The 24,170-nt window shown below is 70.7% G+C and carries 22 protein-coding genes, 3 pseudogenes and 1 riboswitch; of the genes and pseudogenes, 7 read left to right on the top strand and 18 right to left on the bottom strand.

The features are described from left to right. Positions 1 to 81 precede the first annotated feature (81 nt). The gene (locus C4B68_RS02725) at positions 82 to 393 is read left to right on the top strand and encodes a helix-turn-helix domain-containing protein (RefSeq protein ID WP_180289407.1); all 312 of its coding nucleotides are present in this window, start codon (positions 82 to 84) and stop codon (positions 391 to 393) included. Further along, entirely contained in the window at positions 390 to 1,931 is a 1,542-nt protein-coding gene (locus C4B68_RS02720) for a helix-turn-helix domain-containing protein (RefSeq protein WP_099506624.1), read from the top strand. Before C4B68_RS02725 ends, C4B68_RS02720 begins: the two co-directional genes overlap by 4 nt. Here the strand turns inward: C4B68_RS02720 and C4B68_RS02715 are convergent. After that, positions 1,885 to 2,493: pseudogene (locus C4B68_RS02715) on the bottom strand (substrate-binding domain-containing protein); the annotation flags it as partial. The gene C4B68_RS02720 and the pseudogene C4B68_RS02715 overlap by 47 nt on opposite strands. 272 nt (positions 2,494 to 2,765) lie before the next feature. On the opposite strand from C4B68_RS02715, the gene C4B68_RS02710 reads away from it, so the two are divergent. After that, a complete protein-coding gene (locus C4B68_RS02710; protein ID WP_099506626.1) occupies positions 2,766 to 3,653 on the top strand; it encodes an NAD(P)-dependent oxidoreductase in 888 nt (295 codons plus the stop codon). A 189-nt stretch (positions 3,654 to 3,842) separates the two neighbouring features. Here C4B68_RS02710 and C4B68_RS02705 read toward each other — a convergent pair whose 3' ends face one another. From C4B68_RS02705 to C4B68_RS02650, 13 genes are all read right to left on the bottom strand, one after another. Beyond that, positions 3,843 to 4,706: an energy-coupling factor ABC transporter ATP-binding protein gene (locus C4B68_RS02705; RefSeq protein ID WP_099506627.1), complete on the bottom strand. Its 864-nt coding sequence runs from the start codon at positions 4,704 to 4,706 to the stop codon at positions 3,843 to 3,845. Then, positions 4,703 to 5,452: a cobalt ECF transporter T component CbiQ gene (cbiQ, locus tag C4B68_RS02700; protein ID WP_099506628.1), complete on the bottom strand. Its 750-nt coding sequence runs from the start codon at positions 5,450 to 5,452 to the stop codon at positions 4,703 to 4,705. Before cbiQ ends, C4B68_RS02705 begins: the two co-directional genes overlap by 4 nt. Positions 5,453 to 5,457: 5 nt before the next feature. Then, complete coding sequence (locus tag C4B68_RS02695; RefSeq protein WP_099506639.1) at positions 5,458 to 5,889, bottom strand: energy-coupling factor ABC transporter substrate-binding protein; 432 nt, start codon at positions 5,887 to 5,889, stop codon at positions 5,458 to 5,460. Between the two features lie 29 nt (positions 5,890 to 5,918). Beyond that, entirely contained in the window at positions 5,919 to 6,617 is a 699-nt protein-coding gene (locus C4B68_RS02690; RefSeq protein WP_099506629.1) for an energy-coupling factor ABC transporter permease, read from the bottom strand. Positions 6,618 to 6,647: 30 nt separating this feature from the next. Beyond that, positions 6,648 to 6,830, bottom strand: a riboswitch (cobalamin riboswitch). A 120-nt stretch (positions 6,831 to 6,950) separates the two neighbouring features. After that, positions 6,951 to 8,087: a CapA family protein gene (locus C4B68_RS02685; RefSeq protein WP_099506630.1), complete on the bottom strand. Its 1,137-nt coding sequence runs from the start codon at positions 8,085 to 8,087 to the stop codon at positions 6,951 to 6,953. Between the two features lie 9 nt (positions 8,088 to 8,096). Next, entirely contained in the window at positions 8,097 to 8,228 is a 132-nt protein-coding gene (locus C4B68_RS44025; protein WP_257217551.1) for a hypothetical protein, read from the bottom strand. Beyond that, the gene (locus C4B68_RS02680) at positions 8,225 to 8,545 is read right to left on the bottom strand and encodes a phosphoheptose isomerase family protein (protein ID WP_099506631.1); all 321 of its coding nucleotides are present in this window, start codon (positions 8,543 to 8,545) and stop codon (positions 8,225 to 8,227) included. Before C4B68_RS02680 ends, C4B68_RS44025 begins: the two co-directional genes overlap by 4 nt. Positions 8,546 to 8,593: 48 nt before the next feature. Continuing rightward, positions 8,594 to 9,199 carry a LysR family transcriptional regulator gene (locus C4B68_RS02675; RefSeq protein WP_099506632.1) on the bottom strand — a complete coding sequence of 202 codons (606 nt, stop codon included), beginning with the start codon at positions 9,197 to 9,199 and terminating at the stop codon, positions 8,594 to 8,596. Between the two features lie 64 nt (positions 9,200 to 9,263). After that, positions 9,264 to 10,193 carry a LysR family transcriptional regulator gene (locus tag C4B68_RS02670; protein WP_099506633.1) on the bottom strand — a complete coding sequence of 310 codons (930 nt, stop codon included), beginning with the start codon at positions 10,191 to 10,193 and terminating at the stop codon, positions 9,264 to 9,266. 222 nt (positions 10,194 to 10,415) lie between these two features. Next, the gene (gene fdhD, locus C4B68_RS02665) at positions 10,416 to 11,252 is read right to left on the bottom strand and encodes a formate dehydrogenase accessory sulfurtransferase FdhD (RefSeq protein ID WP_099506634.1); all 837 of its coding nucleotides are present in this window, start codon (positions 11,250 to 11,252) and stop codon (positions 10,416 to 10,418) included. 154 nt (positions 11,253 to 11,406) lie between these two features. Beyond that, positions 11,407 to 12,600 (bottom strand): MFS transporter, encoded by a 1,194-nt coding sequence (locus C4B68_RS02660; RefSeq protein WP_099506635.1) that lies wholly within the window; start codon positions 12,598 to 12,600, stop codon positions 11,407 to 11,409. A gap of 186 nt (positions 12,601 to 12,786) precedes the next feature. Then, entirely contained in the window at positions 12,787 to 15,081 is a 2,295-nt protein-coding gene (locus tag C4B68_RS02655; RefSeq protein WP_099506636.1) for an FdhF/YdeP family oxidoreductase, read from the bottom strand. Positions 15,082 to 15,594: 513 nt separating this feature from the next. Further along, on the bottom strand, positions 15,595 to 16,983 hold the full coding sequence (locus tag C4B68_RS02650; RefSeq protein WP_099506714.1) for an IS1380 family transposase: 1,389 nt from the start codon (positions 16,981 to 16,983) through the stop codon (positions 15,595 to 15,597). A 393-nt stretch (positions 16,984 to 17,376) separates the two neighbouring features. Here C4B68_RS02650 and C4B68_RS02645 point away from each other — a divergent pair. From C4B68_RS02645 to C4B68_RS02630, 4 genes and pseudogenes are all read left to right on the top strand, one after another. Beyond that, positions 17,377 to 17,715, top strand: a pseudogene (locus tag C4B68_RS02645) (cytochrome d ubiquinol oxidase subunit II); the annotation flags it as partial. 461 nt (positions 17,716 to 18,176) lie between these two features. Continuing rightward, entirely contained in the window at positions 18,177 to 19,196 is a 1,020-nt protein-coding gene (moaA, locus tag C4B68_RS02640; protein WP_240634661.1) for a GTP 3',8-cyclase MoaA, read from the top strand. A gap of 132 nt (positions 19,197 to 19,328) precedes the next feature. After that, entirely contained in the window at positions 19,329 to 19,586 is a 258-nt protein-coding gene (locus C4B68_RS02635) for a DUF6457 domain-containing protein (protein WP_240634154.1), read from the top strand. Continuing rightward, positions 19,583 to 20,833 (top strand): molybdopterin molybdotransferase MoeA, encoded by a 1,251-nt coding sequence (locus C4B68_RS02630; RefSeq protein ID WP_099506421.1) that lies wholly within the window; start codon positions 19,583 to 19,585, stop codon positions 20,831 to 20,833. Before C4B68_RS02635 ends, C4B68_RS02630 begins: the two co-directional genes overlap by 4 nt. 33 nt (positions 20,834 to 20,866) lie before the next feature. Here the strand turns inward: C4B68_RS02630 and C4B68_RS42895 are convergent. From C4B68_RS42895 to C4B68_RS02610, 4 genes and pseudogenes are all read right to left on the bottom strand, one after another. Further along, positions 20,867 to 21,082, bottom strand: a pseudogene (locus C4B68_RS42895) (hypothetical protein); the annotation flags it as partial. After that, positions 21,061 to 21,393, bottom strand: a complete 333-nt coding sequence (locus C4B68_RS02620; protein ID WP_143674542.1) for a 6TM ABC transporter family protein — start codon at positions 21,391 to 21,393, stop codon at positions 21,061 to 21,063. The pseudogene C4B68_RS42895 and the gene C4B68_RS02620, both read right to left, overlap by 22 nt. Before the next feature lie 368 nt (positions 21,394 to 21,761). Further along, positions 21,762 to 23,045, bottom strand: a complete 1,284-nt coding sequence (locus C4B68_RS02615; protein ID WP_099506423.1) for an ATP-binding protein — start codon at positions 23,043 to 23,045, stop codon at positions 21,762 to 21,764. Between the two features lie 348 nt (positions 23,046 to 23,393). Further along, positions 23,394 to 24,053: a hypothetical protein gene (locus tag C4B68_RS02610; RefSeq protein WP_099506424.1), complete on the bottom strand. Its 660-nt coding sequence runs from the start codon at positions 24,051 to 24,053 to the stop codon at positions 23,394 to 23,396. Between the last annotated feature and the right edge of the window lie 117 nt (positions 24,054 to 24,170).

Below are 24,170 nucleotides of genomic sequence, written 5' to 3'. Positions count from 1 at the left end.
CGCGCAGCGCACTCCTGAGACGAAGACCCTGGTATTCGTAATTCGCATGGCCAATGGGATTCAAGTGGTAGATTCGGCGGTATGCGGATGAGTCTGGAAGCACGGGTGCGATCGGCGGTGGCAGCGCTTCTGCATGCCACGGGTGAGTCGCAGACCGACCTGGCGGCCGCCCTGGGCGTCAGCCAGGCCCAGGTGAGCCGCCGTCAGTCCGGTTCCGCCGCCTGGAGCCTGGCCGACTGCGAGGCCGTGGCCACGCACTTCGGTATCAGCGATCTGGACCTCATGGCCGGCCCGACCCAGGCCTCCGAAGCCCTCCCGGAGGACCGCCGCCGCACGGCCGCCCGGCGCGGCGCCGCCGTACGGCCGGTACGGGAGCAGGGAGCCGTACGATGACGGACTTCGACGCGATCGACGCCCTGCTGGCCGGCGCCAGGCAGGAGGTTCCGCTGCCACCCGCGGAGGAACGGCGGGCGCTGCGTGAGGGGTTGAACGTGTCGCGCACGCAGGTGGCCCAGGTCCTCGGAGTGAGCCCGTCCACGGTCGGCGGCTGGGAGTCCGGGCGGGACCCGAGCGGCGAAGTCCGCGAGAAGTACGCGTACTTCCTCGACGGGGCCCGCACCAAGCTGGAGGCCCAGCGCGAGGAACCGGCCAGCGCTCCGCCCGCCGGCACCTGCGCAGCCTCCGATACCGACGACAGCGCCAGTGAGGCCGCGGCGGACGAAGGGGGCGCCGACGAGGTCGAAGCCCTCCCGGCGCCCGAACCCTGCGTTCTGTGCGGCAGCCCGGCCCGCCACCAGGTCGCCGGCTTCCCGCAGCACTTGGACCCCGCCGAGTGCCGTACGGCAGCGGCCGATCAGCCGAAGCGGCCCGCGAGGCCCGGCAACCCGTCCGAGAGCACCGGTCCGCACACGCCGGTGAAGGTCGTCCCCGCCGGGCGCCGTCTGCGGGCCGCGTCCGACACCCCCGACCCGATCGGCGAGGCCGTCGCGGCCGCGCTCGCCCAGCACGAGGGCGACGTCGACGAGGCGACAGCGGCGTTGCTGAAGCGCGCGATCCCGGACGCGATGGCGTTGCTGGACGCCACCCGCAAGGGCGGGCGGTACGACATCGTGGCGCACCCCTGGATCCCGGACATCCTGCGCAAGCAGTCCGCCCGCGGTTCCGACCAGATCTGGGAGGCCCGCCCCAAGTGGGCGCGCGAGGAACTCCCGCCCGGCGCGCACGAGGTGACCGCGCTCGACATCAACGGCGCCTACCTGTCCGCGCTCAAGACGCATTTGCCGATCGGCCAGCTGGAACACTCCACGGGAGGCGATCACGACCGCCGCCGCGCGGGCGTCCACCTGATCACCCCGCCCGCGTGGGAGCACGAGGCGATCCTGCCCAACCCGCTGGGGAACAGGGACGAGCCGGGGCCGCTGTGGGTGACCGAACCCACCCTCCGCCTACTGCTGCGTCTGTCCTCACCGAAGTACGGTCTGTGCGACCCGCCCGAAATCCACGAGTCGTTCACGTCGGGGGCGACGGAGGGCCTGCTGGAGAAGTTCCGCGTCGCGCTGAAGGACGCCCGGGACCGGGCCATCGCGGACGAGGACGAGATGATGCTGGAGTATGTGAAGGCGATGTACTCCAAGTTCGTCTCCACGATGGGGGAGTCGAACTACAACCGGGAGCTGTACCGCCCCGACTGGATGCACCTCATCCGCTCCCAGGCCTTCGCCAACCTCTGGATGAAGGCCTACAAGGCATACGACGAGGGCCTGACGGTCGTCCGCGTGATGGGCACCGACGAGCTGCACGTGACCGGGGAGTGGCGCGGGGTGTTCCCGGAGGGCCGCGGTGTCGCCGAGGTGAAGGTCAAGGACGTGTACACGGTCGGCCACGTCACCAGGACGGACCCAGGCCAAGGAGCCGGTCCCGCACCAGGGTGACGTGGGGATTTCCGGGGGTGGCGGGGCGTTGGACGAGATAGGCCGTGTTGATGGGCGGGTCGTCGGTCTCGTGGAGGGTGACGAGGGCACCGGAGGCGAGTTCGTCCTGGCAGAGATACCGGGGGAGGACCGTGAAGCCGGCCCCGGCGGTGACTGCCGCGAGGACGCCGCGCAAGTCGGGCATGGTGACGGCGGCACGGCAGTTCAGACGCTGCTCGAAGACGTGGCGCCAGTAGCGGCGGACGATGGGAACGTCCTCGGCGTAAGTGATCAGGGGGACGGTGTGCAGGACGCGCGGCCCCTCGGCGGTCACACCGCCGGCGAGACGATCGGCCCACTCCGGGGCGGCGACAAGGACGAACTCCTCGTCCATCAGGGGTACCGCCGTCAGGGTCCGGCCACGCGGGCGGGTGGTGGCGATGACCAGGTCGTGGCGTCCGGCTTTGAGCTCTTCGAGCAGTTGATCGGTCAGACCCGTCGTGACGCGCAGCTGCACGCCGTCCGTGACGAGCGGCGCGAGTGCGGGCAGCACCCGCACACACAGGAGCTCGGCCGGGCCGGCTGGCGGGAGCCGCCGGCCGCCCGGGCCTCAGTCGTGTCGGCCCTCGGATGGGTGTCCGGCCTAGTGTCGTGGACGTCGCCGGGTGGCGACCGCCCACCCGAGTGGCGACGATGCAGCCACACGGGCCGCCAAGCCCGGCTGGACGGCCTGGTCCGCGTCGCTTCCGGCATGCTCGGTGCCTGACCACCACCGAGCCCCCGGGTGCGCCCGGCCTTCAGGGCGCACCCGGGCCTCGGCCTTCACCACCTCGCACGGACAGGGAAGTTGACGTCATGACCGACAAATTCACCGTGAGCGTCCTGGGCACCGGGATCATGGGCGCCGCGATGGCCCGTAACCTCGCCAGGGCCGGACACACCGTCCGCGCCTGGAACCGCAGTCGCGCCAAGGCCGAACCGCTGGCGGACGACGGCGCGTTCGTTGCCGACACCCCCGCCGAGGCCGTGCAGGGCGCCGACGTCGTCCTGACCATGCTCTACGACGGTCCCTCCGCCCTCGAGGTGATGCGCGAGGCCGCCCCGGCTCTGCGCCCCGGCACCGCGTGGGTGCAGTCGACCACCGCGGGCATCGAGGCGATCGCCGACCTCTCCGCTTTCGCCCGCGAGCACGACCTGACCTTCTACGACGCCCCGGTGCTGGGCACGCGGCAGCCCGCCGAGGCCGGTCAGCTGCTGGTCCTGGCCGCGGGACCGGCGGAGGGCCGGGAGAAGGTGAGGCCGGTGTTCGACGCGGTCGGCGCCCGTACGGTGTGGACCGGTGACGACGGTGCGGCCGGCAGCGCGACCCGGCTGAAGCTGGTGGCCAACAGCTGGGTCATCGCGGCCACGGCCGCGACGGGTGAGGTCCTGGCCCTGTCGCAGGCGCTCGGCGTGGACCCGCAGAGCTTCTTCGACGCCATCGAGGGCGGCCCGTTGGACATGGGGTACCTGCGGGCGAAGTCCGGGCTGATCCTCAACGACCAGCTGACCCCGCCGCAGTTCGCCGTCGGCACCGCCGCGAAGGACGCCCGCCTGATCGTCGAGGCGGGTGAGCGGAGCGGCGTGCGCCTGGACGTGGCCGCCGCGAGCGCCGCCCGGATGGAGCGCGCCGCCGCGCAGGGCCACGCGGACGAGGACATGGCGGCCGCGTACTTCGCCAGCTTCGACGAGCCGACCACGTGAGGAGTCCGCGACGTCCAGGCCGCCGCTGCCATCCGAGGCCGTGAAGTTGCCGCGCCAGGAGTCGCCTCGGCGGGGACGTTCTGTGGGCGTGGATCTGCGTGTTGGGCCGCACCCTGCTGGTGGTGAGCCGGAACCGCCGGTGCGATCCGGCGGAGCAGCATGTCCACGATGCGGACGGTGCGGGGTGCGTCAGCCATCGGCCGGTATCCGGGGCGTGTTGTGCGGCAGGGACAGGGCGGCCAGTTCGGCCGGGGTGCGTGGTCCCGGAACGGTGTCGGCCAGGAGGCCCTGCGCACGCAGCACTTCGGCCGCCGCGATGCCCCACGGCAGGCGCAGCCCCGCCTGATGGAGGAGGTCCGTGCGGGCCAGCGTCGGGGCCGCGGGCCCGGTGTGCACGCCGGACGGGGTCAGCAGGGCCACGTCGTCGGCCCAGCGCAGGGCGAGGTCGACGTCGTGCGTGGCCATCACCACGGTGGTGCCGCCCTCGCGCAGCCCGTCGAGGGTGGCGAGCAGCCGCTCCTGGCCGTCCGGGTCGAGCCCCGCGGTCGGCTCGTCGAGGATCAGGACGCGCGGCCGCATGGCGACGGCACCCGCGATCGCCGTCCGCTTGCGCTGCCCGTAGGAGAGCAGGTGGGTGGGCCGGTCGGCGAGAGCGGTGATGTCCAGGGCCGCGAGCGCCTCCGCGACGCGTGCCCGTACCTGGATGTCGGGCAGGCCGAGGTTCAGCGGCCCGAACGAGATGTCCTGGGCGACGGACGCGGCGAACAACTGGTCGTCCGGGTCCTGGACGACCAGCTGGACCGCTGTCCGCAACCGGGTCAGCCCCTTGCGGTCGTACCGGACCGCCCGCCCCTCCACCACCAACTCCCCGGAGCGTGGCCGCAGTCCGCCGCTGAGCAGCCGCATCAGCGTCGTCTTGCCGCTCCCGTTGCGCCCGAGCAGAGCGAGTGCGCGCCCCTCACGCACCGCGAAATCGAGATCGCTGAGCACGGCGGGGCCGTCCTCATAGGCGAAGGACACGCCCCGCAGGGCGACCAGCGCGGGCTCGCTCATGTCAGCGGCCTTTCGAGTACGAAGGTGAGGGCGGCCAGTGCCGCGAGCAGGGCGACACTCGCCCCGGTGAACCGGACGGAGACATGGGCCTCGGGCACCAGAACACGCAGTGTCCCGTCGTAGCCGCGTCCGGCGAGCCCGGCCTGGAGCCGCGCGGCCCGGTCGAAGGACCGGACGAATGCGGTGGCGCCGAGCCCGGCCAGGGAACGCCACTGTGCGGCCCGGGTCGTGTGCCCGAGCCGCGCGGCCTGCGCGTCCCGGATCAGCCGTACGGAGTCGAGCAGCAGGAAGCTCATGCGGTACGTCACCAGGGCCACATCCACGACCGGCGCGGGCACCCCGGCCTTCACCAGGCGCGGCAGCAGGTCGGACATCGGCGTCGTGAACGCGAACAGCAGGACGCCGAGGGAAGCGGCCGAGGAGCGCAACAGCAGCTCACCGGCCCGTACGGCCCCGCCGTCGGCCAGCGCCACGAACCCGCCGGGACCACCGACCTGCACGAGCAGCGTCACCGCACCCGTCACACAGAAGCCCAGCGGCACCCGGTAGGCACGCCACAGCCTGCGCACTGGCACACCCGCCGGTCCGAGCAGCACGGCCACGGCCGTCACGAGTACCAGCGCGGCCCCCGGCCAGGGCGGCAGCGAGATCGCCAGCGCGGTGAGCCCCAGCCCGAGCACGGCCTTGTCCACGGGATGACGGCGGCGCCAGCGACTGCTGTGCGCCGCCGCGTCGATCGGCAGCACGAGGCTCAGGCCTCGGGGACCTGAGAGGCCCCGGGAACCTGTGAGGCCCCGGGAACTTGTGAGGGTTCAGGGACCTGTGAGGCCCCGGACTCCCCGGCGCCGCTCGCGGCACTTTCGGCCTGCTGCCGTTCCCGGGCCCGCGCCTCGCCCTGACGGCGTCCCCGGTGGAGTCCGAAGTAGTAGGCGAGGACGCCCGCGCCGATGGCCGCCTGGAGGGCGAACAGCGCCGACTCGATCTCGCCGGACGGCGGCACGTACAGGGGTGAGAACCAGGGTTCGTAGTCCGGCTCGATCTCGGTGATCGCCGTCTCGGCCTGGCCATCGGACCCGGTGAACGGCTCCTCCTTGTCGTCGCCGAGACCGAGGGCCAGCGGCAGCACGGCCAGCGCGATCACGGCCAGCACCAGAAGGAGGTTGGTCTTCGCGCTCTTGCTCATCTTCTTGTCCGTCAGGCTCTTCTCGTCCATCAGGCCATCGCCTCGCTGCCGGTGCGGGCGTCCTTCTTCGTCAGGAGCACCCCGAGCCGCGTCAGTTCGCCCTTGCTGGACTGCACGAGCAGCCGCATGACGAGGACGGTGAGGAGCCCCTCGCTCACCGCCAGCGGAATCTGCGTGACGGCGAAGATGGACCCGAACTTGCCGAGTGCGCCCAGGAATCCGCTGCTCGGGTCGGGGAAGGCGAGCGCGAGCTGCACACTGGTGACGCAGTAGGTGAACAGGTCGGCGACGAACGCGCCGAAGAACACCGCGACCATGAGCGGCACACCGTACCGCCGCAGCAACCGGTACATCCCGTACCCGGCCCACGGCCCGACGATCGCCATGGAGAACACGTTGGCGCCGAGCGTGGTGAGTCCGCCGTGCGCGAGCAGCAGCGCCTGGAAGAGCAGAGTGATGGTGCCCAGCACCGCCATGATCGGCGGCCGGAAGAGAATGGCACCCAGCCCCGTGCCGGTGGGGTGTGAGCAACTCCCGGTCACCGAGGGCAGCTTCAGCGCGGACAGAACGAAGGTGAAGGCTCCGGAGGCGCCGAGGAGCAGGGTGCTCTCGGGGTGCTCCCTGACCTCACGGGTGAGTGACCGGACTCCGTGGACGACGAATGGCGCTGACGCGACGCCCCAGGCGACCGCGTGCGCCGGAGGAAGAAAACCCTCGGCTATGTGCATGGCTCAGCAGACCCTCTCCAGCACCTCGTGGATGGTTGACGCGCCTTGGCCGGTCTCCTGGCTGACGGGTGACACCGCCCGAACTCCGCCTTCCCGGGTCCGAGGACCCAGTGGCTGCCCGCGAGGGCTGGAGCCGGACTTCCCGATCACAGTGGCGAGGGCCGCACCGGCATCACACCGGATTTCCCGTTCACCAAGGCGTGGCGACATTAGTGCGTCACAGCTGGTGGTGACAAGCGGCGCTCGGGGGCGCGCAGCCGTCCCCTGCGCACAGCGCCCGCCCCGGTTCGCGAGGGATCAGCGGTCCGGTTTCCCTCCCGCGTGGGGCGCCGCTCAGGTATCGCTGCCTGCCCCATGGGTGACCGCCGGGTGCACCAACTCGAGCGCGCCATCGCGACCGGGGGTGATGTGGACGCCGGGGCTGATCCGGTCGAGCGTCGCTCGCAGCCAGGTTTGGTCCTCGACGGTCGCGGGTTCCAGGCGCATACGGCGCGCCTGAAGCGGTGTCATGCGCAGGCCGGTCAGTCGCCCGGTGCCCCGCTCCACCGAGAGCAGGTAGGCGAGCCGAAGGTCGTCGCGGTACTCCTCGTAGCCGTTGATGCCCTCGTAGTCGTCGATGAAGTCCCCGCAGCCGTACAGGATCAGCCGGTTGCCATACACCTCGAGGGGACGGGGGTGGTGCGAAGAGTGCCCGTGCACGACGTCCACGCCGCCGTCGATCAGCGCATGCGCGAAGCGGACGTGGTGCCGGGGGACGCGGTATCCCCAGTTGGAGCCCCAGTGCACCGAGACCACCGTGATGTCACCCGGGCGTTTCGCCCGGCGTACCCGCTGGATCACCCTGTCGGCCGCGGCGGCGGACGGCTCGGACACGTAGGCGACTCCGGGCCGGTCCGAGGCCGCCGCCCAGCTGGAGGGAACGCCGCTGGACGCCGTCCCGAGGGCGAAGACCAGGACGCGGGCGCCGTCACCGACGGGAACCGTCGCGGGCGCGTACGCCTCGTCGGCGGTGCGCCCCGCGCCTGCCGCCCGCAGCCCCGCCCGGGCCAGCGACTCGAGCGTCTCCTCGAGGCCGGGGCGGCCGAAGTCGAGTACGTGGTTGTTGGCCAGGACGCAGACGTCGGGGCGTGCCACCGCCACGGCGGGCACGTTGGCCGGGTGCATCCGGTAGTGGATCCCCTTGCCGGGCGCGAACGCGTCGCAGCGGGTGATGGCCGTCTCCAGGTTCACGATCCGAGCGTCCGGAGCCGCCCCGTCCAGCAACCGGAGCGCCTCGCCCCACGGCCAGGAGGGGGTGACCGGGGCGGGGATCGGGCCGCTCACCCGCTCCGCCAGCTCCACGTACGACCGGGCATCCTCGACGTAGAACTCCCGCAGCTCCGGATCTCCGGGGTGCGGGAGGATCTGGTCGACGCCGCGCCCGAGCATCACATCGCCGCACAGGAACAGCGTCACTACGCCGCCGCCCATACCTCCACACTAGGCGACCACCGGCCTGGCCGGCGTTCTGTGGCTCTGCCGCACGCCGGGGCGCCGGTACTTGGTGGCGGCCGGGATCACCAAGGTGGACTCGGCCAGTGTGGCGAGGGGCGACTCGGGTGCCGTGGTCACCGCATGCACACGGGAGCCTGCCCGCACGGCCTGTTCGGCGACCCGGACGGTGCCCGCGCGGTGTCGCCCTGGGCGACGGCTGGCGTCGTGGTCTCGCCGATGACGTGCACGGGCAGTCCGAGGTGCATCAGCCGCATGGCGAAGGCCTTCGCCATGAGTCCCGAACGCCCTTCCCCTGTGACGAAGATGCGCTCCGCGTTCCGCAGGGTCATGGCCAGGGATTCCAGCGCGTCGTCGACGAGGGCGATGACTCCGTCGATCTCGGCGAGGATCTGCTTCCTCAGTCCTTCGGTGAGGTGGTCGGTTATTGCGTGCAACTGCCTTGTCTCTACTGTCCGTTGAGGCGCATCCGTTGAGGCGGATGGTCAGCTGCGGCCTGCCGCCCGGGCCAGGCGACCGGCCGCTTCCGCGGGATCGGCGGCGGCGGTGACGGCCGATCCGACGATGACCCGGATGTCACCGGCGCCGGCGAACCCGGGCAGGTCGTCGGCGGTGAGCCCGCCCGCGACGGCGAGCCGCCGGCCGGAGCTCCATGGACCGAGCAGGGCGGCCGGGTCGGTGCCGGCGCGCTGAGTGTCTTTGCCGATGTGGGCGGCGAGGACCGCGTGCTGCGGCAGGCGCGCGGCCAGCTCCGCACGACGCTCCGCCGTGGTCTCCATGAGGTCGACGACGGCCTCGTCACCGCGCTCGGCGTCCCCGTCCTCGCCCCCGATGTCACCGCGCGCGGCGGTCAGCGCTTCCTCGTGCAGGCCGAGGATGGTGCGGGCGTAGCCGGCGTAGGTCTGCCCGGAAGGTGTGAGGCACACGCCTCTTCCCACCCGCTCCACCAGCGGGACACCGATCTCCCGGGTGAGAGCGGCGACAGCCGCCGAGACGGCGGACTCCGTCACCACGAGGAGCTGTGCCGCCGCCTTCACGGACCCGGTCTCGGCGAGGGCGACGAAGGCCCGCAGCCGGGCGGTGGTCGTCATGCGAACCTCCAGGAGACGACCGAAGGGGAAGGCATGCCGCCATGGCCGGCAGTCGGCTCGGCACTTACTGCGGGCCGGTGTCCCCGGGGAGGCGTTCCAACGCGGCGGCGACATCGGCGTGCTGGGCGATGTCCGTCAGGGCGCGGGCCATCACCGAACCCGGTTCCCGGGCGGTGACCACCAGCCCGACCGGCACCGTCCGGGCAGGCTCGACCAGCGGCACCGCACGCATTCCGTGCGGGACGCCGAACACGTGAAGCCAGGTGTGCGGCACGATGCTGGCCCACCGGCCGGTCCTGACGTGGGCGAACAGGGCGGCCACCGAATCGGTCTCGACCCGCGGCGACGGCCGGAGCCCGGCCTCGGTGAACACCTCGTCCAGCACCTGACGCCCCTGCATGACACCGGTCAGCAGGCACAGCGGCAGCCGTGACGCCTCCGCCCAGGTCGCCGTCGTCCCCTGCGCCAGACCGTCGGCGGCGTCGGTCAGCAGCACATACCGTTCCTCGTACAGCGGGACCGACTGGAAGTTCTCCGAAAGCCCCTTGTGCAGATAGGTGATTCCGGCGTCGATCTCGAAATTCTGCAGCTGCCGGAGAATGTCCTCCGACTGGAGGTCCGCTATGACCTCCACGGTGACCAGCGGGTGCGCGGCGCAGAACGGGGCGGTCAGAAGGCCCACGGCGCCGGAGGCGGTCGGGACCAAGCCGATCCGCATCCTGCCGCTCAGTCCGGTGCGCAGGGCGCCGACCTCGTCCTTGAGGGCGTCGCGGTCGGCCAGGATCCGCTGCGCCCACACCACGATGCGCTCGCCCTCGGGTGTGAGCCCTTCGTACTTGCGGCCGCGCCGGACCAGCGGCACGTCCAGCTCCTCCTCCAGTTTCCGGATCGCCTCGGACAGAGCGGGCTGGGAGACATGGCAGACCTGGGCGGCACGGGCGAAATGATGCTCCCGGGAGAGGGCCACCAGGTATTCGAGTTGGCGAAACAGCACGCCATGGGTCTACCCGACCGTTCGTCGGAAAGCCAATCGGGGCCGCACGCCGCGGCGAGCACGCGCGATGCGCGGGCGCACCTGATCTGCGACGCGCGGCGGGCGCGGGAGCAGGCACCGGCAGCGGGATCAGCCGCTCTGCGGCGGGCGCAGGCCCCGCCGCAGAGCGGCTGATCCCGCTGAACTCGGTCTGCCACCTCCGTGGTTCGAGAGGCGGGCCGGTCAGACCGCGGGCACCCCTTGCAGGCGTTCGGCGCCGGTGTAGACGTTCATCGAGGAACCGCGCAGGAAACCGACCAGGGTGAGCCCGCTCTCCTCGGCCAGATCGACGGCCAGCGAGGACGGCGCGGATACGGCCGCCAGCATGGGGATCCCGGCCATCACCGCCTTCTGCACCAGCTCGAAGGACGCCCGCCCGCTCACCATCAGCACCGTTTCGCGCAGCGGCAGCAGTCCCTCCCGCAGGGCGTGGCCGACGACCTTGTCCACGGCGTTGTGCCGGCCGACGTCCTCGCGCAGGCACAGCAGTTCCCCGTCAACCGAGAAGAGCCCGGCGGCGTGCAGACCACCGGTGCTGTCGAACACCTTCTGGGCCGCCCGCAGCCGGTCGGGCAGCTCCGTCAGCACCTTCGGCTCGATGGACAGCGGGTCCTCGGCAACGGACCACGCGGCCGTGGTGCGTACGGCGTCCAGGCTGGCCTTGCCGCACAGTCCGCACGACGACGTGGTGTAGAAGTTCCGCTCCAGCGACGCGTCGGGGGCGGTCACGCCCGGGCCAAGGACGACGTCCACGACGTTGTAGGTGTTGCCGCCGTCGGACGTGGCGCCCGCGCAGTAGCGGATCCCGGCCACGTCGTCGGCCTTGTGCACCACACCCTCACTCACCAGGAATCCGGCAGCGAGGTCGAAGTCGTCGCCAGGGGTTCGCATGGTCACGGTGAGCGGGCGCCCACCGACCCGGATCTCCATCGGCTCCTCGGCGGCCAGGGTGTCCGCGCGATGCGAACCGGCCCCGTCCCGGACGCGTAGCACCCGTCGCCGTACGGTCACTCGACCCATGCTGTACTCCTCTCCTCGGAGCTCTGCTCCGACGGTCCTGTGCGGTTGAGCTGATGCGACGGTCGGGCAGGCCGGGCCTCGCCCCAGGGCGACCGGTCCCGGCCCGACGGCCGACCATATGACCTGCGGCGTACCCCGCCGTGTTCCCACGCCATCACGGAAGATTCCGGCGGCTGTACCGTGCCGTGATCACCAGGCACAGCCCGCCCACGGCGGCGAGGCCGGTCAGGAGGGTGGGGTACGGTGCGGCCCCGGCGGTGACGGCGAGCAGGAGTGGTGTGAGAAAGCCGCTGTAGGTGGCCCCTTGGTAGACGAAGGCCCTGGACGGGCGGGCCTTTGGTGGCGCCAGCCGTTCGATTTCCATCAGTCCCGAGGCCAGGGTGAGGCCGTACCCCGCGCCCAGGAGGACCGCCGCGGCCAGCACCACGGCCGCGGAGTTCCAGTACACGGCGAAAGCTCCCACCAGAAGTCCGCCGATCACGGTGACCATGGAGACAAGTGTCGCCCGCGCGCTGTGCGCGTGGTCCAGCCATGCGGCCAGGGGCTGAACGGCCATGCCGACGACGAGCGTCAGCGCCGTCACGAGGCCGCTGAACACCGGCGCGTAGCCCGGGACCCGGTCGGCCACCAGCGGCGGCAGCACGACGTAGGCCACGGTGGCGGCGCCGAAGACCGCCGGGCTCGCCGGAAGCACCACCCGCACGAAGCGGGGGTTCATGACGGCCGCCCGGCGCAGGCCCGCGGCGCGCGGCTCCCACAGGGTGATGGGGGATGACGGCTTGGTCTCCGGCACCTGGGCGGTTGCGACCAACACCAGCAGGGCCAGCAGGGCGTGGACGAGGCAGGGCAGCACCATCGGCTGCGGCAGCCATTCGGCGAGGGCGCCCGCCGCCAAGGCTCCGGCGGCGAAGCCGCCACCGGTGGCGTACGTCGCGCGCCGGCGGCCGGCCTCGGGGTGCCCGGTCCTGGCGGACAGTTCCTGCAGCCACTTGGTTCCCGCGGTCAGGATGACGCCGGCCGCGACGCCGGTGGCCAGCCGGCTGATGTACACGGCAGTCTGGGACACAACCGCCGCCGCCAGGAGGGTGCTGGCGGCGGCGGTCAGTACCAGCGCGTGCCGCACCACGCGCCTTCTCCCGAGTCGGTCCGCTGCGGGGCCACCGAGCAGCAGACCGGGGAGGAGCCCCAGAAGGTAGATGGTGAACATGGCGGCGACCGGGAGAGGGGGCCAGCGTTCCTGTGTCCGGTACACCACCGCGAGCGGGGTGAACTGGTTCGCGCCCCACCCGGCGGCCGACACCGCAGCCGCCGCCGGAAGCCAATCGCACGCGGCGCGAGATGCGGTCATGCAGGGCAGTACCTTTCTGAACGCGGAGCTTCTTGTTCTGTATGTGTACGGTCCCGCCGGACGGCCCCGGCCCGACGACGGTGCGCAGGGGCGGCCGCCGCACGACGATGCCGACCGCCGCGAGGTAAGACCGGCTGTCCGGGTGCGGGCACGACCCGGACAGTCAGGGGGGAGCCGTGTGAGGGCTCAGCCGGAATGGCGCGCGGGCTCCAGACGGATCACCACGCCCTTGGAGGTGGGGCAGTTGCTGATGTCGGCGACACTGTCCAGCGGGACCAGGACGTTCGTCTCCGGGTAGTAGGCCGCGGCGGAGCCGGGGCTCGCGGGGTAGGCGACGACCTTGAAGTTCTCGGCGCGGCGCTCCCTGTTGTCGTGCCAGACGTTGACCAGGTCGACCATGTCGCCGTCCTCGATGCCGAGGAGCTTGAGGTCGGCCGGGTTGACCATCACGACGCGGCGGGCGTTGTGGATGCCCCGGTAGCGGTCGTTGGGGGCGTACCAGATGGTGTTCCACTGGTCGTGCGAGCGCAGCGTCTGCAGCAGCAGGTGACCCTCGGGCACGTGCGGCATCGTGAACTCGTTCTGCGTGAAGACGGCCTTGCCGCTCGGGGTGTTGAAGACCCCGTTGTTGGCCGGGTTGGGCAGGTTGAAGCCGCCCGGCTTGGAGACGCGGGCGTTGAAGTCCTCGAAGCCCGGGACGACGCGGGAGATCCGGTCGCGGATGGTGTTGTAGTCGTTCTCGAAGCCCTTCCACGGGATGCCGTACTTGTCACCGATGGTCTCGAGGGCTATCCGGCTGATGATGGCGACCTCGCTCAGCAGGTGCGGGGAGGCCGGCGGCAGCTTGCCCCGGGAGGCGTGCACGTCGCTCATCGAGTCCTCGACGGTGATGAACTGCTCGCCGGTGGCCTGGAAGTCCTTGTCGCTGCGGCCCAGGGTGGGCAGGATCAGCGCGGTCTCACCGCAGACCGTGTGGGAGCGGTTCAGCTTGGTCGAAATGTGCGCCGTCAGGCTGCAGTTGCGCATGGCCTGCTCGGTGACGTCGCTGTCAGGGGTGGCCCGTACGAAGTTGCCGGCGACGCCGAGGAAGAACCTGGCGCGCTTCTCGTACATGGCGCGTATGCCGTGGATGGCGTCCAGGCCGTGGTGGTTGGGCGGGGTGAAGTTGAACTCCTTGCCCAGAGCGTCCAGGAACTCCTGCGACATCTGCTCCCACACGCCCATGGTGCGGTCGCCCTGCACGTTGCTGTGGCCGCGCACGGGGCAGGCACCGGCGCCGGGCTTGCCTATGTTGCCGCGCAGCATCAGGAAGTTGATGACCTCGCGGATGGAGGGGACGCCGTGCTTGTGCTGGGTGAGGCCCATCGCCCAGCACACGATGACCGACTTGGCCTTCAGGACGCGCTGGAAGACCTCGTCGATCTCCTCGCGGGACAGACCGGTCGCGTCGTAGATGTGCTCCCAGGTGACCTGACGCGCGTGCTTCTCGAAGTCGGCGTAGCCGGTGGTGTTCTTCTCGATGAAGGCGCGGTCGATGACCGTGCCCGGCGCGGCGTCCTCGGCCTCCAGCAGCAGCAGGTTCAGCGCCTGGAAGAGGGCGAGGTCGCCGCCGGCCCGGATGTGCAGGAACTGGTCGGCGATCTGCGTGCCCTTGCCGATGACGCCGCGCGGGCGCTGCGGGTGCTTGAAGCGGAGCAGGCCGGCCTCGGGGAGCGTGTTGACTGCGACGACCTGGCCGCCGTGGCGCTTGGTCTCCTCCAGCGCGGACAGCATGCGCGGGTGGTTGGTGCCCGGGTTCTGGCCCACGACGAAGACCAGGTCGGAGTTCTCCAGGTCGTGCAGCGAGACCGTGCCCTTGCCGATGCCGAGCGTCTGCGACATGGCGAAGCCGCTGGACTCGTGGCACATGTTGGAGCAGTCCGGCAGGTTGTTGGTGCCGTACGCGCGGGCGAAGAGCTGCAGGAGGAAGGCGGCCTCGTTGTTGAGGCGGCCGGAGACGTAGAAGAGGGCCTCGTCGGGGGAGGCGAGCTTCTTGAGCTCCTTGCCGAGGACTTCGAAGGCCTTGTCCCAGCTGATCGGCTCGTAGTGGGTGGCGCCGGGCCACTTCACCAGGGGCTCGGTCAGCCGGCCCTGCTGGTTGAGCCAGTAGTCGGACTTCGAGTCCAGCTCGGCGATCGGGTACTGGCGGAAGAAGTCACGGGTGACGCGGCGCGAGGTGGCCTCGTCGTTGATGTGCTTGGCGCCGTTCTCGCAGTACTCGTTCATGTGCCGCTTGCCCGGCGCGGGCTCGGGCCAGGCACAGCCCGGGCAGTCGATGCCCTTGGCCTGGTTGATGTTCAGCAGCGTGAGCATGGTGCGCCGCGGGGACGTCTGGCTCAGGGAGTACTCCAGCGCGTGTGTCACGGCGGGGACACCCGTCGCCCACGTCTTGGGAGGCGTGACTGTCAGGTCGTCGGTCGGGTCCTCGATGCTGCTGCTCATCGTGTGCTCTGCCTCTTTCTGACATACGCCTGTACAGGCGGGTTCCGGTCGGCGGGGAGATATGCGCCGCCGATTCGCGTTATCCGGATCCCGCTGCAGGGGCAGCTTCTGCCATTCCGCAAGGAAAGTCAAAGAAGCCATTTCGATGGCCCGATAGGCGCTGTTTATCTGCCGCTTCTCAGCCGTGGCCGGCGAATCTCACACCCGGTTCCCGTGCGCTCTCCGGCTTTTCCGTGAGGGCGGTGAGCGTATGCTCCACCGTGCCGAACACGCCGCGGACCAGGCGCAACGCGGACCGGTGAACGCCTCGGCGCCGCCGCCGGGTCAGAGATAAGTACCATCGATTACTCAACCTGAATCCACCGGCGGTATTCCGGTGGGCGGTTTCGGGTTATTTCGGCGCGGGGTTCCAGGCGGGTTTCCGCTGGTGGGCAGGGGTGAGTGCCGGGTGGCCGTCCCGGTGGCGGGGTCTCCGAGGTCCTTGGGCGTGGGTGGGTGGGCCTGCTGAGCGGATCAGGTCCGTAGCTTGCAGCCGACCGCCGTCCACAGGCTGGTGAAGGCGTCCTGCCACGGCCAGCGTTCGGGCAGGTGGAAGGTCAGGGTGCGGGCTCGGGCAGCCAACCGTGCTGGTACGGCCAGGAGTTGGCAGCGGATGGTGCCCGTGCGGGCCTTGGCATGGAACGCCGAGGCGAGCGTGCCCAGGGCGCGGGTGAGATTGTGGGCGAGCACGGCCAGGGTGAGCCAGGCAGCGTTCGCGGTGAACTTCCCCGACGGCAGATGGCCGAGAGCTGAGTCCTCCAGATCGGCGAAGACCTGTTCCACTACGGCGTGCGCACGGTGGCACCGCTCCGCTTCGACCAGCGCGTAGGGGCTGTCGGTGAACACCGCATGGAAGCGCCAGACCTTGAACAACTCGCCCTGTCTGTCCGGGATATGGGCGTCGTTCAGTCGTCGCACCCGGCGGACCAGGAGCCGGGCGGTGGCGCGGTACTTCTTGGCCTTGCCGGTGAACGCGGTGTACTCGACCTCGGCGACCTCCGCGTCGGAGATCCAGCGCTCCTCGTCCTTGTCCCAGATCGCCTTGGGGTACTTGATCGGTGTCCAGGCGGTCTCGGGGATGGTGGCGATGAGTTCGCGGACCTTCTTGCGCTGGGCGACGGCCAGGGAGAAGCGGGCCTTGTGACGGCGGCAGACGGCGACGACCTTGTGGGAGAAGAACGCCGAGTCGGCGCGGACAACGACCATGCCGGTGGCGCCCATGGCCCGTACGGCCTTGATGGCCTCGGCGATCAGCGTGGCGGCACCCTTGGCCGAGCCGGCCGAGCCCTTGCGCAGCCGCTCGGCGACGACGACCGGGGCGGCGAGCGGGGTGGAGGCGACCACGATCTGGAAGTGCAGGCCCCTGACCTTGGTGTAGCCGTGTTCGGCACCCTGCTTGGCGGCGCCGTAGACCTGCTTCACCTTGGAGTCGATGTCCAGGTAGACCACCTGGTCCGCGCCGGGCAGCAGCTGGCAGTGCCCGGCCAGTCGGCACGTGAACGCGCGGGCGGCGGACTGCAGTTGGCGCACATGGCCCCAGGTGAACGCGCGCAGGAAGCTGCCGAGGGTGGAGGGGGCACGCATCCCGGCGAACGCCTTGGCCATCGCGCCGTGCCGCAGTACGTCGGTGTCGTCGATGCTGTCCGCGCCCGCGAGCATCGCGGTGACCAGCGACATCACCTTCGCGTCCGGTGCGGCCCCGGCCCCGTTGCCCGCATGGTCCAGGCGGACCCTGGTGCGGACCAGCTCGGGCAAGCCACACCGCTCGGCCAGTCGGACCGCAGGCGCCAGCCCGCCGTGCGCGATCAGGTTCGGATCGTCGAAGGCGGCGAACGTCACCGCGGGGCTGTGGGAGGATTTCACTTACGAGGTGCCTTGCTGGTCGGGCCTGGTGGAAGCGTGAGAACTCCCATCATCCCAGCTCAGCGGGCACCTCTGTGCGTCAGCCCTCCCCACGGCCCATCACCGATCGGTGGATCCAGGCTCAATCGATGACCCCTCTTTGACTTGGCCGGGAAATTGGTTGACGCTGGCCGACGAGCAGTAATCACACATTCATTGCCGCGGAAAAAGAACCGCCGGCAGACCCTGATGTCACACCCGACGAAACCGTCGTTAGGTCTCTTTTGGGTGTTATGGCCGAAATATTCGTATTCACCCTCCGGCGGCGCCGGGCTCGACTTCGCGAGCGCCCCCTGGAGTGAGGAGAGACCTGCCGTGGACCTGGCACTGGCCCCGGACACCATCGCGCGATGGCACTTCAACCGGCGCGGCCGGGAGGGCTGGGCGTTCATCAGCTCCGGCGTCACCGTGGTGGCGTCCGTGGCGATGCTCTTCCTGGCGCTCTTCCCGGAGGTCATGCCCTCCAGCCTCGCCCCGGCCTGGAGCCTGACCGCCACCAACGCGGCCGCCCGCCGGTACACGCTGGGGATCATCACCTGGGTCGCGGCCTTCGCCACCCCGCTGGTGCTGCTCTACCAGGGCTGGACCTACTGGGTGTTCCGCAAGCGGATCGGCGTCCAGCACATCCCCGCTCCGGTCCACCACGCCCCGGCTGCCTCCACCACCGATCTCGTCACGAACGCCGTGAACTGAAGGCCGAGGCACCATGAAGCCCGTTGCTCCCGGCCTGCGCGGTCATCCCAGCGCGACGCCTGCCGTCCGTGCCGCCCCCGGGCCGCTCGGTACGACGGCCGTCAGCCTGATGACCGCAAAGGCCGAGCAGTCGCTGCGCTCAACGGTGGGGCGGGCCCACCCGCACGCCCGCGCCGGGACCTCAGCGCGGCGGGCTCCGCGACGTCCTGCGTCGCGCCGCAGCCGTCGTCTGTGCCGAGCAGCCGCTCCCGGGCACGGCGTGCTGGCGGGAACACCCGGGAAGCCGGACACACGACGGGGGCAGAACCCCCGTCAGCATGCCGCCGAGCGGCGGAACGTCACCGCCGCCTTCGATCTCGCACCGCATGACTGCCTCCGGGCAGAGGAAGAAGGCACCCGTGCCCCGACCGAACCCTGATCACCGCAGCGATCCCGCCGGCACAGCTCCGAGCGGCCAGGGCTTGGCCGAGAGGCTACCCGCCACTCAGGCCCCGGCCCCGCTGGTGGACCGCTTCGGCCGGATCCACACGGACCTGAGGGTCTCCCTCACCGACCGGTGCAACCTGCGGTGCACGTACTGCATGCCGGCCGAGGGCCTGGACTGGCTGCCCAAGGCCGAGGTGCTCACCGACGACGAGGTCGTGCGCCTGGTCCGTGTCGCCACCCAGCGCCTGGGCATCTCCAAGGTCAGACTGACCGGCGGCGAACCGCTGCTGCGCCGCGGTCTGCCGGGTCTGATCGCCCGCCTCTCCGCCTTGGATGCGGCCCCGGAACTGTCGCTCACCACCAACGGCATCGGCCTGTCCCGCAGTGCCGCCGCCCTGAGCGAGGCGGGACTGAACCGGGTCAACGTCAGCCTGGACACGCTGCGTTCCGAGCGCTACGCCGAGATCACCCGGCGCGACCGTCTCACCGACGTGCTGGACGGGCTGTACGCGGCGCGTGCCGCGGGCCTGAATCCGGTCAAGGTCAACGCGGTCCCCGTCCGCGGCGTCAACGACGACGAGATCGCCGATCTGGCCGCCTTCGCCGCCGAGCACGGTTACCGCATGCGGTTCATCGAGTCGATGCCACTGGACGCACAAGGTGCCTGGGACCGCGAGCGGATGGTCACGGCCGAGGAGATCCTGGGCCGCCTGGGCGAGCGCTTCGAACTCGTCCCGGTCGGGCGGCGGGACAACGCGCCCGCCGAGGAGTGGCGGATCGTCGGCACGGATGCCGTGGTCGGGGTCATCGCCAGCGTCACCCGCCCCTTCTGCGGCAGTTGTGACCGGGTGCGGCTCACCGCCGACGGGCAACTGCGCAACTGCCTCTTCGCCACCGAGGAGTCCGACCTGCGGGCCCTGCTGCGCGGCGGAGCCGACGACGCGGCGCTGGAGGCGGCCTGGCGGACCTGCATCGGGGGCAAGGGACCGGGCCACGCCATCAACAGCCCGGAGTTCCGCCGCCCGGAACGGCCCATGTCGGCCATCGGCGGATGACAGTGCGCACCGTTGTGCGGGGCGCCCGTTGTGCGGGGCGAGGACAAGACGCCATCGGGGGCGAAGACAAGAACCGAGGACAGGAACCGAGGACAAGATGAGCTCGATGTATGAGAGGACAAGATGAGCTCGATGTATGAATGGATTGCCGCGGTCAAGGCCGAACTGGGCGTCGACCTCGATGTCGACGTAGCCGGCCTGCTCGACATGACCAAGGTCGTCGCCCATGGTGTGGCGCGCCCGGCCGCTCCTCTGACCGCCTTCCTGGTCGGCCTGGCCGCCGCGCAGGAGGGCGGCGGGCCCGCGGCGGTCGCCGATGCGAACCGCCGGGTGGTCGCGCTGGCCGAGCGCTGGGGCACCGAGGACAAGCAGGGCCCGGAGACCGCATGACCACCCTCGAGGGGACGGCACCGCACCCTGCCCAGGCTGGACCGTGCGCGACGGGCCCTGCCCTGGCGTGGGAGCAGGCCCGCTCGGTCGCCCGCCACAGCGCCGCACAACCGCTGACCCCCGTCGCCCGCGACCTGACCGATGCTCTCGGCCACGCCCTCGCCGAACCGCTCGCCGCGCTCACCGATCTGCCGTCGTTCGACACCTCCGCGATGGACGGCTGGGCCGTGGCCGGGGCCGGGCCGTGGCACCTGCGCGACAGCGCCGTACTGGCCGGCCACCGGCCCGAGCCGCTGAGCGACGGAACCGCCGTACCGATCGCCACCGGTGCCCGGCTGCCGACAGGCGCGACCGCCGTACTGCGCCGGGAACACGGCTCGGTCGATGCGCGGAACGGCATGCTGTACGACCACCGGGACCTGGGTCCTGTGGCTGTGGGCCGCGACATCCGGCCCCGCGGCCAGGAGTGCCACGCCGGTGAACCCCTCCTCCCGTCCGGCACCACCGTGACGCCGGCCGTGCTGGGCCTGGCGGCGGCGGCCGGGTACGACCGGCTGCAGGTCCACCGACGCCCGACCGTCGAACTGCTCGTTCTCGGCGACGAGTTGCTGGAGTCCGGCCTGCCCAGGGACGGGCGGGTCCGTGACGCGCTCGGCCCGCTGCTGCCGTCCTGGCTGCACAGCTGCGGCGCGGAGGTGATCGGCCGGCATCGGGTGGCGGACGACTTGGCACCGCTGCGGGAGGCCCTGCGCCACTCCTCGGCCGATGTCGTGGTCACCACGGGCAGCACCGCCGCCGGACCGGTGGACTTCCTGCACGACACCCTCGGCGAGGTCGGCGCCAGGCTGCTGGTCGACTCCGTCGCCGTACGGCCCGGGCACCCCATGCTGCTCGCCGAGCTGCCGACCGCCGCCGACGGTCTTCCCCGCCGCCTGGTCGGCCTGCCCGGCAATCCGCTGGCCGCCGTAGCCGGCACGGTCACCCTGGCCGCGCCCCTGCTGCGACGCCTCGGCGGACACGCGGACGCCGAGCCGCACCGGATGCGGGCCGCTGCCGCGCTGCCGGGGCACCCGCGGGACACCCGGCTCATGCCGGTGGTCCGCACAGACGACCAGGTGGCGCCGCTCCCGTTCCACGGTCCGGCGATGCTCCGCGGGCTGGCGCTCGCCGACGGCCTCGCTGTGGTCCCCTCCGGCGGCGTGCCGGCCGGGACCACCGTGGAGGTCCTGAACATCCCCGGTCAGTGACCCGCACCGGCTCGACATCCACCACAGAGCTAGCTCAAGGCGGCGGTACACAGTGGTTCGTACGCCTTGGAGGGCCTTGAGGACCGCGTTGTGCGACACCAGCCGCTCGGCGTAGCGGAACACGCTCCGCCCGATCCCGAACGCCCGGACGGAGGTCACGGCGACCAACAGGTAGAGGACCGGAGGCATTTCGGAGGCCCGCGAGATCAGCCACGCGGACGTCGCCATCAGCGCGACGGCGCACCCGACGGGCCGAGCGTGGTGGCGTGGTCGAGCAGACGCTTGCGCAGGGTGGACTTCACGAGGGCCACCGACCGATGGGCCGTCAGCTCGGTCAGCCAGGCCACCAGCGCCCGCCCGAGGGTGACGGCCACCAAATCGAGCAACGACCCGGTCAGGTCGTAGGAGCGCTCCTGGAAGACCCGTACGACGATGTCGACGAGCAGGCCGGCCTGGGCCACCAGCAGAGCCGCGCTCACCCCGCCGAGGATCACGGATCCGGCGAGGAAGACGCGGGTGGCACGGGCGTACGCCAGCAGCCGGGGATCGACCGGACGCATGGTCAGTGCCCCGCCGGGATCTGCGGGGCACACACGACCCTTGCCACGATTTCCTCCTGTGGTGCACGGAGAAGACTGTGGCATTCGATGCCGTGGTTCCGTGTCGAGCCCACTGGCCATCCCTCTCGTGTGGCAGTTCAAAGAGGTGCGCCCGAATGCTTGACAGGCACGGGTGATCAAGGGTGGGACTTCGCCGTCGGCGGGGCATACCGTCCCGATACAGCGCGGCCGACTGGAGAATTTCCGGAGAGCATGCCGGGATAGGAAATTCCGGAGAGCATGCCGGGATAGGAAATTCTGGAGAGCCCTGCCGGGATAGGAAACTCGAATATCTCGAAATGTGTGACGGCCGTAGGAACGATCTCACTTCACATCCGGGTGAATCGCTCCATGTCCCCTTGGAAGTCCTTGATCATCTGGTCGGTGAGGGTCGGCCGGGTGTCGTGGATGGCGGCGAGGTAGGTCTCCGTGGTGGCGGGTTCCCCTTTGCGGTGGACCACCTCGCGTTCGAATGCCGCCTGCGCTCCCTTGCGCGCGGCGAACTCGATGTCGGCGGGGGTGAACAACTCGGATGCCTCCACCAGCCGATTGACGTCGACCGTTTCGGCAGCCGTCCCCAGATACCGCCGCCAGATCGCCGCTCGCGCCGTGGCATTGGGAGGGCCGACGGGAATCACGTAGTCGAATCGGCCCGGGCGCAGGAACGCGGGGTCCAGAGAGCGCACCGAATTGGTCGCGCAGACCATCAAATGCTCGTCGTGCTCTCGGAAACCGGGTATCAGCTTGAGCAGTTCGTTGGTCACCATGTGCCCGGGATCGGCGGCCATTCCCGACCGCACACTGGCGATCTCCTCGACCTCGTCGATGAACAGCACCACCGATTCCAAGGCGGTGATGTCGGAAAAGACCTCCCGAAGCGCCGAGGCCAGCCCCGGCGTGCCGTTGGAAGCGGCCAGTCGGGAGGGAAACAGTTCGACGAACGGCCAGCTCAGACGGGACGCGACCGCCTTGACGAAGCTGGTCTTTCCGGTGCCCGGCGGCCCGAAGAGGATCACCGCCTTCGGCGGGACGACCCCGTACTGCTCGACCAGTTCCGTCTCCTGCAACGGCAGCACGATCCGTCGCTCGACGATCTGCTTCTCGTGTTCCATCCCAGCCAGCGAGCCCCACAGTCCACTGGCCGGCACCCTTCCGCCGAGCGCCTCGAGGAGCCCCGCGTCGGCCGCGGGCAGGTGCTCCACCATCTCGAAATAGACCAGGCCCTCCCGTGACCGGTAGCCCGAGTTCAGCAGCGCAGCCGTGCCGGTGGCGTCCGCCGGGAGCAGCGCGCTGATGCGCCGTACTCCCGCCGCCCGCAGCCGCCGCTCCAACTCCGCGAGGAGGTTGCTGCCGATCCCTCGGTGCCGCCAGCCTGCGGCCAGCGCCACCAGCAGGATCCACGCTCGCTCGCCGTCGGTCCGCGCCACCGCCAGCCCCACGAGTTCGTCGCCCACCACAGCCACCACCGCGGGCTGTCCCGTCCGGGCCGCGGCGATCACCTCCGAGATCGGAAAGGCCGGAGGCGGCTGGTCGTCCATCCCGCTCTGGTCCCACATCCGAATGGCTTGGTCCAGGTCGTCCTCGTGGAAATCCCTCATCCGCCAGACCGGCATCCGTCGCCACCTCCTCGCAGCCGCTAGGTCCTGTCGTCAGACTCCCGTCGTCCGCCCGGAGGGCGGGCCTCGCGCCCGCCGCGGAGCGGCTGATGCCGCTGTAGGTGCGTGCTCCCGGCGTGCCGGGCCCTGGCCCTCGTACTGGCTGTACTTGGGCCTGGGGCCGGTGCGGCGAGTGGGGGCACCTCCCACGCCCTTCAGGCAGTGGGGGTGGGAGTCTGACGACAGGGCCTAGCACAAGCCTGTGGCGGTAGGCGCCGCGCCGCATGTTGGTCATGCGAGGACTGACGGGCTGCCCCGATCAGCAAAGGCCTTGCGGGCCGAGAGGTGGATCACGAGGTGCAATGCTCAGGTTCCGGCGGCCGCGGACTGGATGTCGTGGCGAATGTGGCCCATCAGCTCGCCCATCTCACCGAACTTGGGATCGTGGGTCTCGGCGCCGGGCGCGGCCTCCTGAAGCCAAGTCGCCGTGGCCAGAGCCAGATGAACGGCTTCTTCTCCCCGCCTGTCGCCGAGCAGCTCCTCGATCTTGAAAGCGAGGGTGGCGAGGGTCTCGTCGTCGGTTTCCGGTACCAGGTAGTCCTTGAGGCCTGATGGATAAGGTGTCCGCTCCCGGAATTCGCGCAGGGCGGTGACGACCGCGGGCTCTGCGCTGCACTGGTCGAGCAGCCCCATGAGGACGTACAGCCGTGCCACCAGTCGTGGCAGGCCGGGATGCCGGTCAAGCCACGCCATCAGCTCGCGTTGACCACCGAGGTGGTCGATGACCTGCGTCATCGCCGCGCGGGCCGTGTTGGGCAGAACCCAGTGGAACGGCAGCAGCTCCGCCACCTGGTCAGCGAGTGCCGCCTCGTCCTGCGCGTCCAGCGAACCGGCAGTGAAGCCGCTGACCAGCGCGGGATCCAGTTCGAAGCCGGCAGGCGCCGACCGGTCCTCTGAGGTGTGCGACGCGTCGTGGCGCGGATGCAAGAGCTCGGTAACGATCTTGCTCAGCAGTTTCTCGTGCATGCATCCTCCCGGCAAGCGGCCTGCACTCATACTGTGCCGCCCGACGCCAGGCGGTGCGTATTTGTTAGCCCAGGTGGGCCATGAGGGGCGACGGCCGGGACAAGAAGATCCATGTCG

This window comes from Streptomyces dengpaensis (assembly GCF_002946835.1).
Lineage (GTDB): Bacteria > Actinomycetota > Actinomycetes > Streptomycetales > Streptomycetaceae > Streptomyces > Streptomyces dengpaensis.
The sequence above is the reverse complement of the archived record's forward strand: the minus strand, read 5'-3'. Positions and strand labels throughout refer to the sequence as shown.

Bases quoted from the DNA above. Each gene is read 5' to 3' on its own strand.
- C4B68_RS02725 (WP_180289407.1), top strand. From the start codon at position 82: ATGCGGATGAGTCTGGAAGCACGGGTGCGATCGGCGGTGGCAGCGCTT.
- C4B68_RS02720 (WP_099506624.1), top strand. From the start codon at position 390: ATGACGGACTTCGACGCGATCGACGCCCTGCTGGCCGGCGCCAGGCAG.
- C4B68_RS02710 (WP_099506626.1), top strand. From the start codon at position 2,766: ATGACCGACAAATTCACCGTGAGCGTCCTGGGCACCGGGATCATGGGC.
- C4B68_RS02705 (WP_099506627.1), bottom strand. From the start codon at position 4,706: ATGAGCGAGCCCGCGCTGGTCGCCCTGCGGGGCGTGTCCTTCGCCTAT.
- C4B68_RS02695 (WP_099506639.1), bottom strand. From the start codon at position 5,889: ATGAGCAAGAGCGCGAAGACCAACCTCCTTCTGGTGCTGGCCGTGATC.
- C4B68_RS02690 (WP_099506629.1), bottom strand. From the start codon at position 6,617: ATGCACATAGCCGAGGGTTTTCTTCCTCCGGCGCACGCGGTCGCCTGG.
- C4B68_RS02685 (WP_099506630.1), bottom strand. From the start codon at position 8,087: ATGGGCGGCGGCGTAGTGACGCTGTTCCTGTGCGGCGATGTGATGCTC.
- C4B68_RS02675 (WP_099506632.1), bottom strand. From the start codon at position 9,199: ATGACGACCACCGCCCGGCTGCGGGCCTTCGTCGCCCTCGCCGAGACC.
- fdhD (WP_099506634.1), bottom strand. From the start codon at position 11,252: ATGGGTCGAGTGACCGTACGGCGACGGGTGCTACGCGTCCGGGACGGG.
- C4B68_RS02660 (WP_099506635.1), bottom strand. From the start codon at position 12,600: ATGACCGCATCTCGCGCCGCGTGCGATTGGCTTCCGGCGGCGGCTGCG.
- C4B68_RS02655 (WP_099506636.1), bottom strand. From the start codon at position 15,081: ATGAGCAGCAGCATCGAGGACCCGACCGACGACCTGACAGTCACGCCT.
- C4B68_RS02635 (WP_240634154.1), top strand. From the start codon at position 19,329: ATGTATGAATGGATTGCCGCGGTCAAGGCCGAACTGGGCGTCGACCTC.
- C4B68_RS02630 (WP_099506421.1), top strand. From the start codon at position 19,583: ATGACCACCCTCGAGGGGACGGCACCGCACCCTGCCCAGGCTGGACCG.
- C4B68_RS02620 (WP_143674542.1), bottom strand. From the start codon at position 21,393: ATGCGTCCGGTCGATCCCCGGCTGCTGGCGTACGCCCGTGCCACCCGC.
- C4B68_RS02615 (WP_099506423.1), bottom strand. From the start codon at position 23,045: ATGCCGGTCTGGCGGATGAGGGATTTCCACGAGGACGACCTGGACCAA.
- C4B68_RS02610 (WP_099506424.1), bottom strand. From the start codon at position 24,053: ATGCACGAGAAACTGCTGAGCAAGATCGTTACCGAGCTCTTGCATCCG.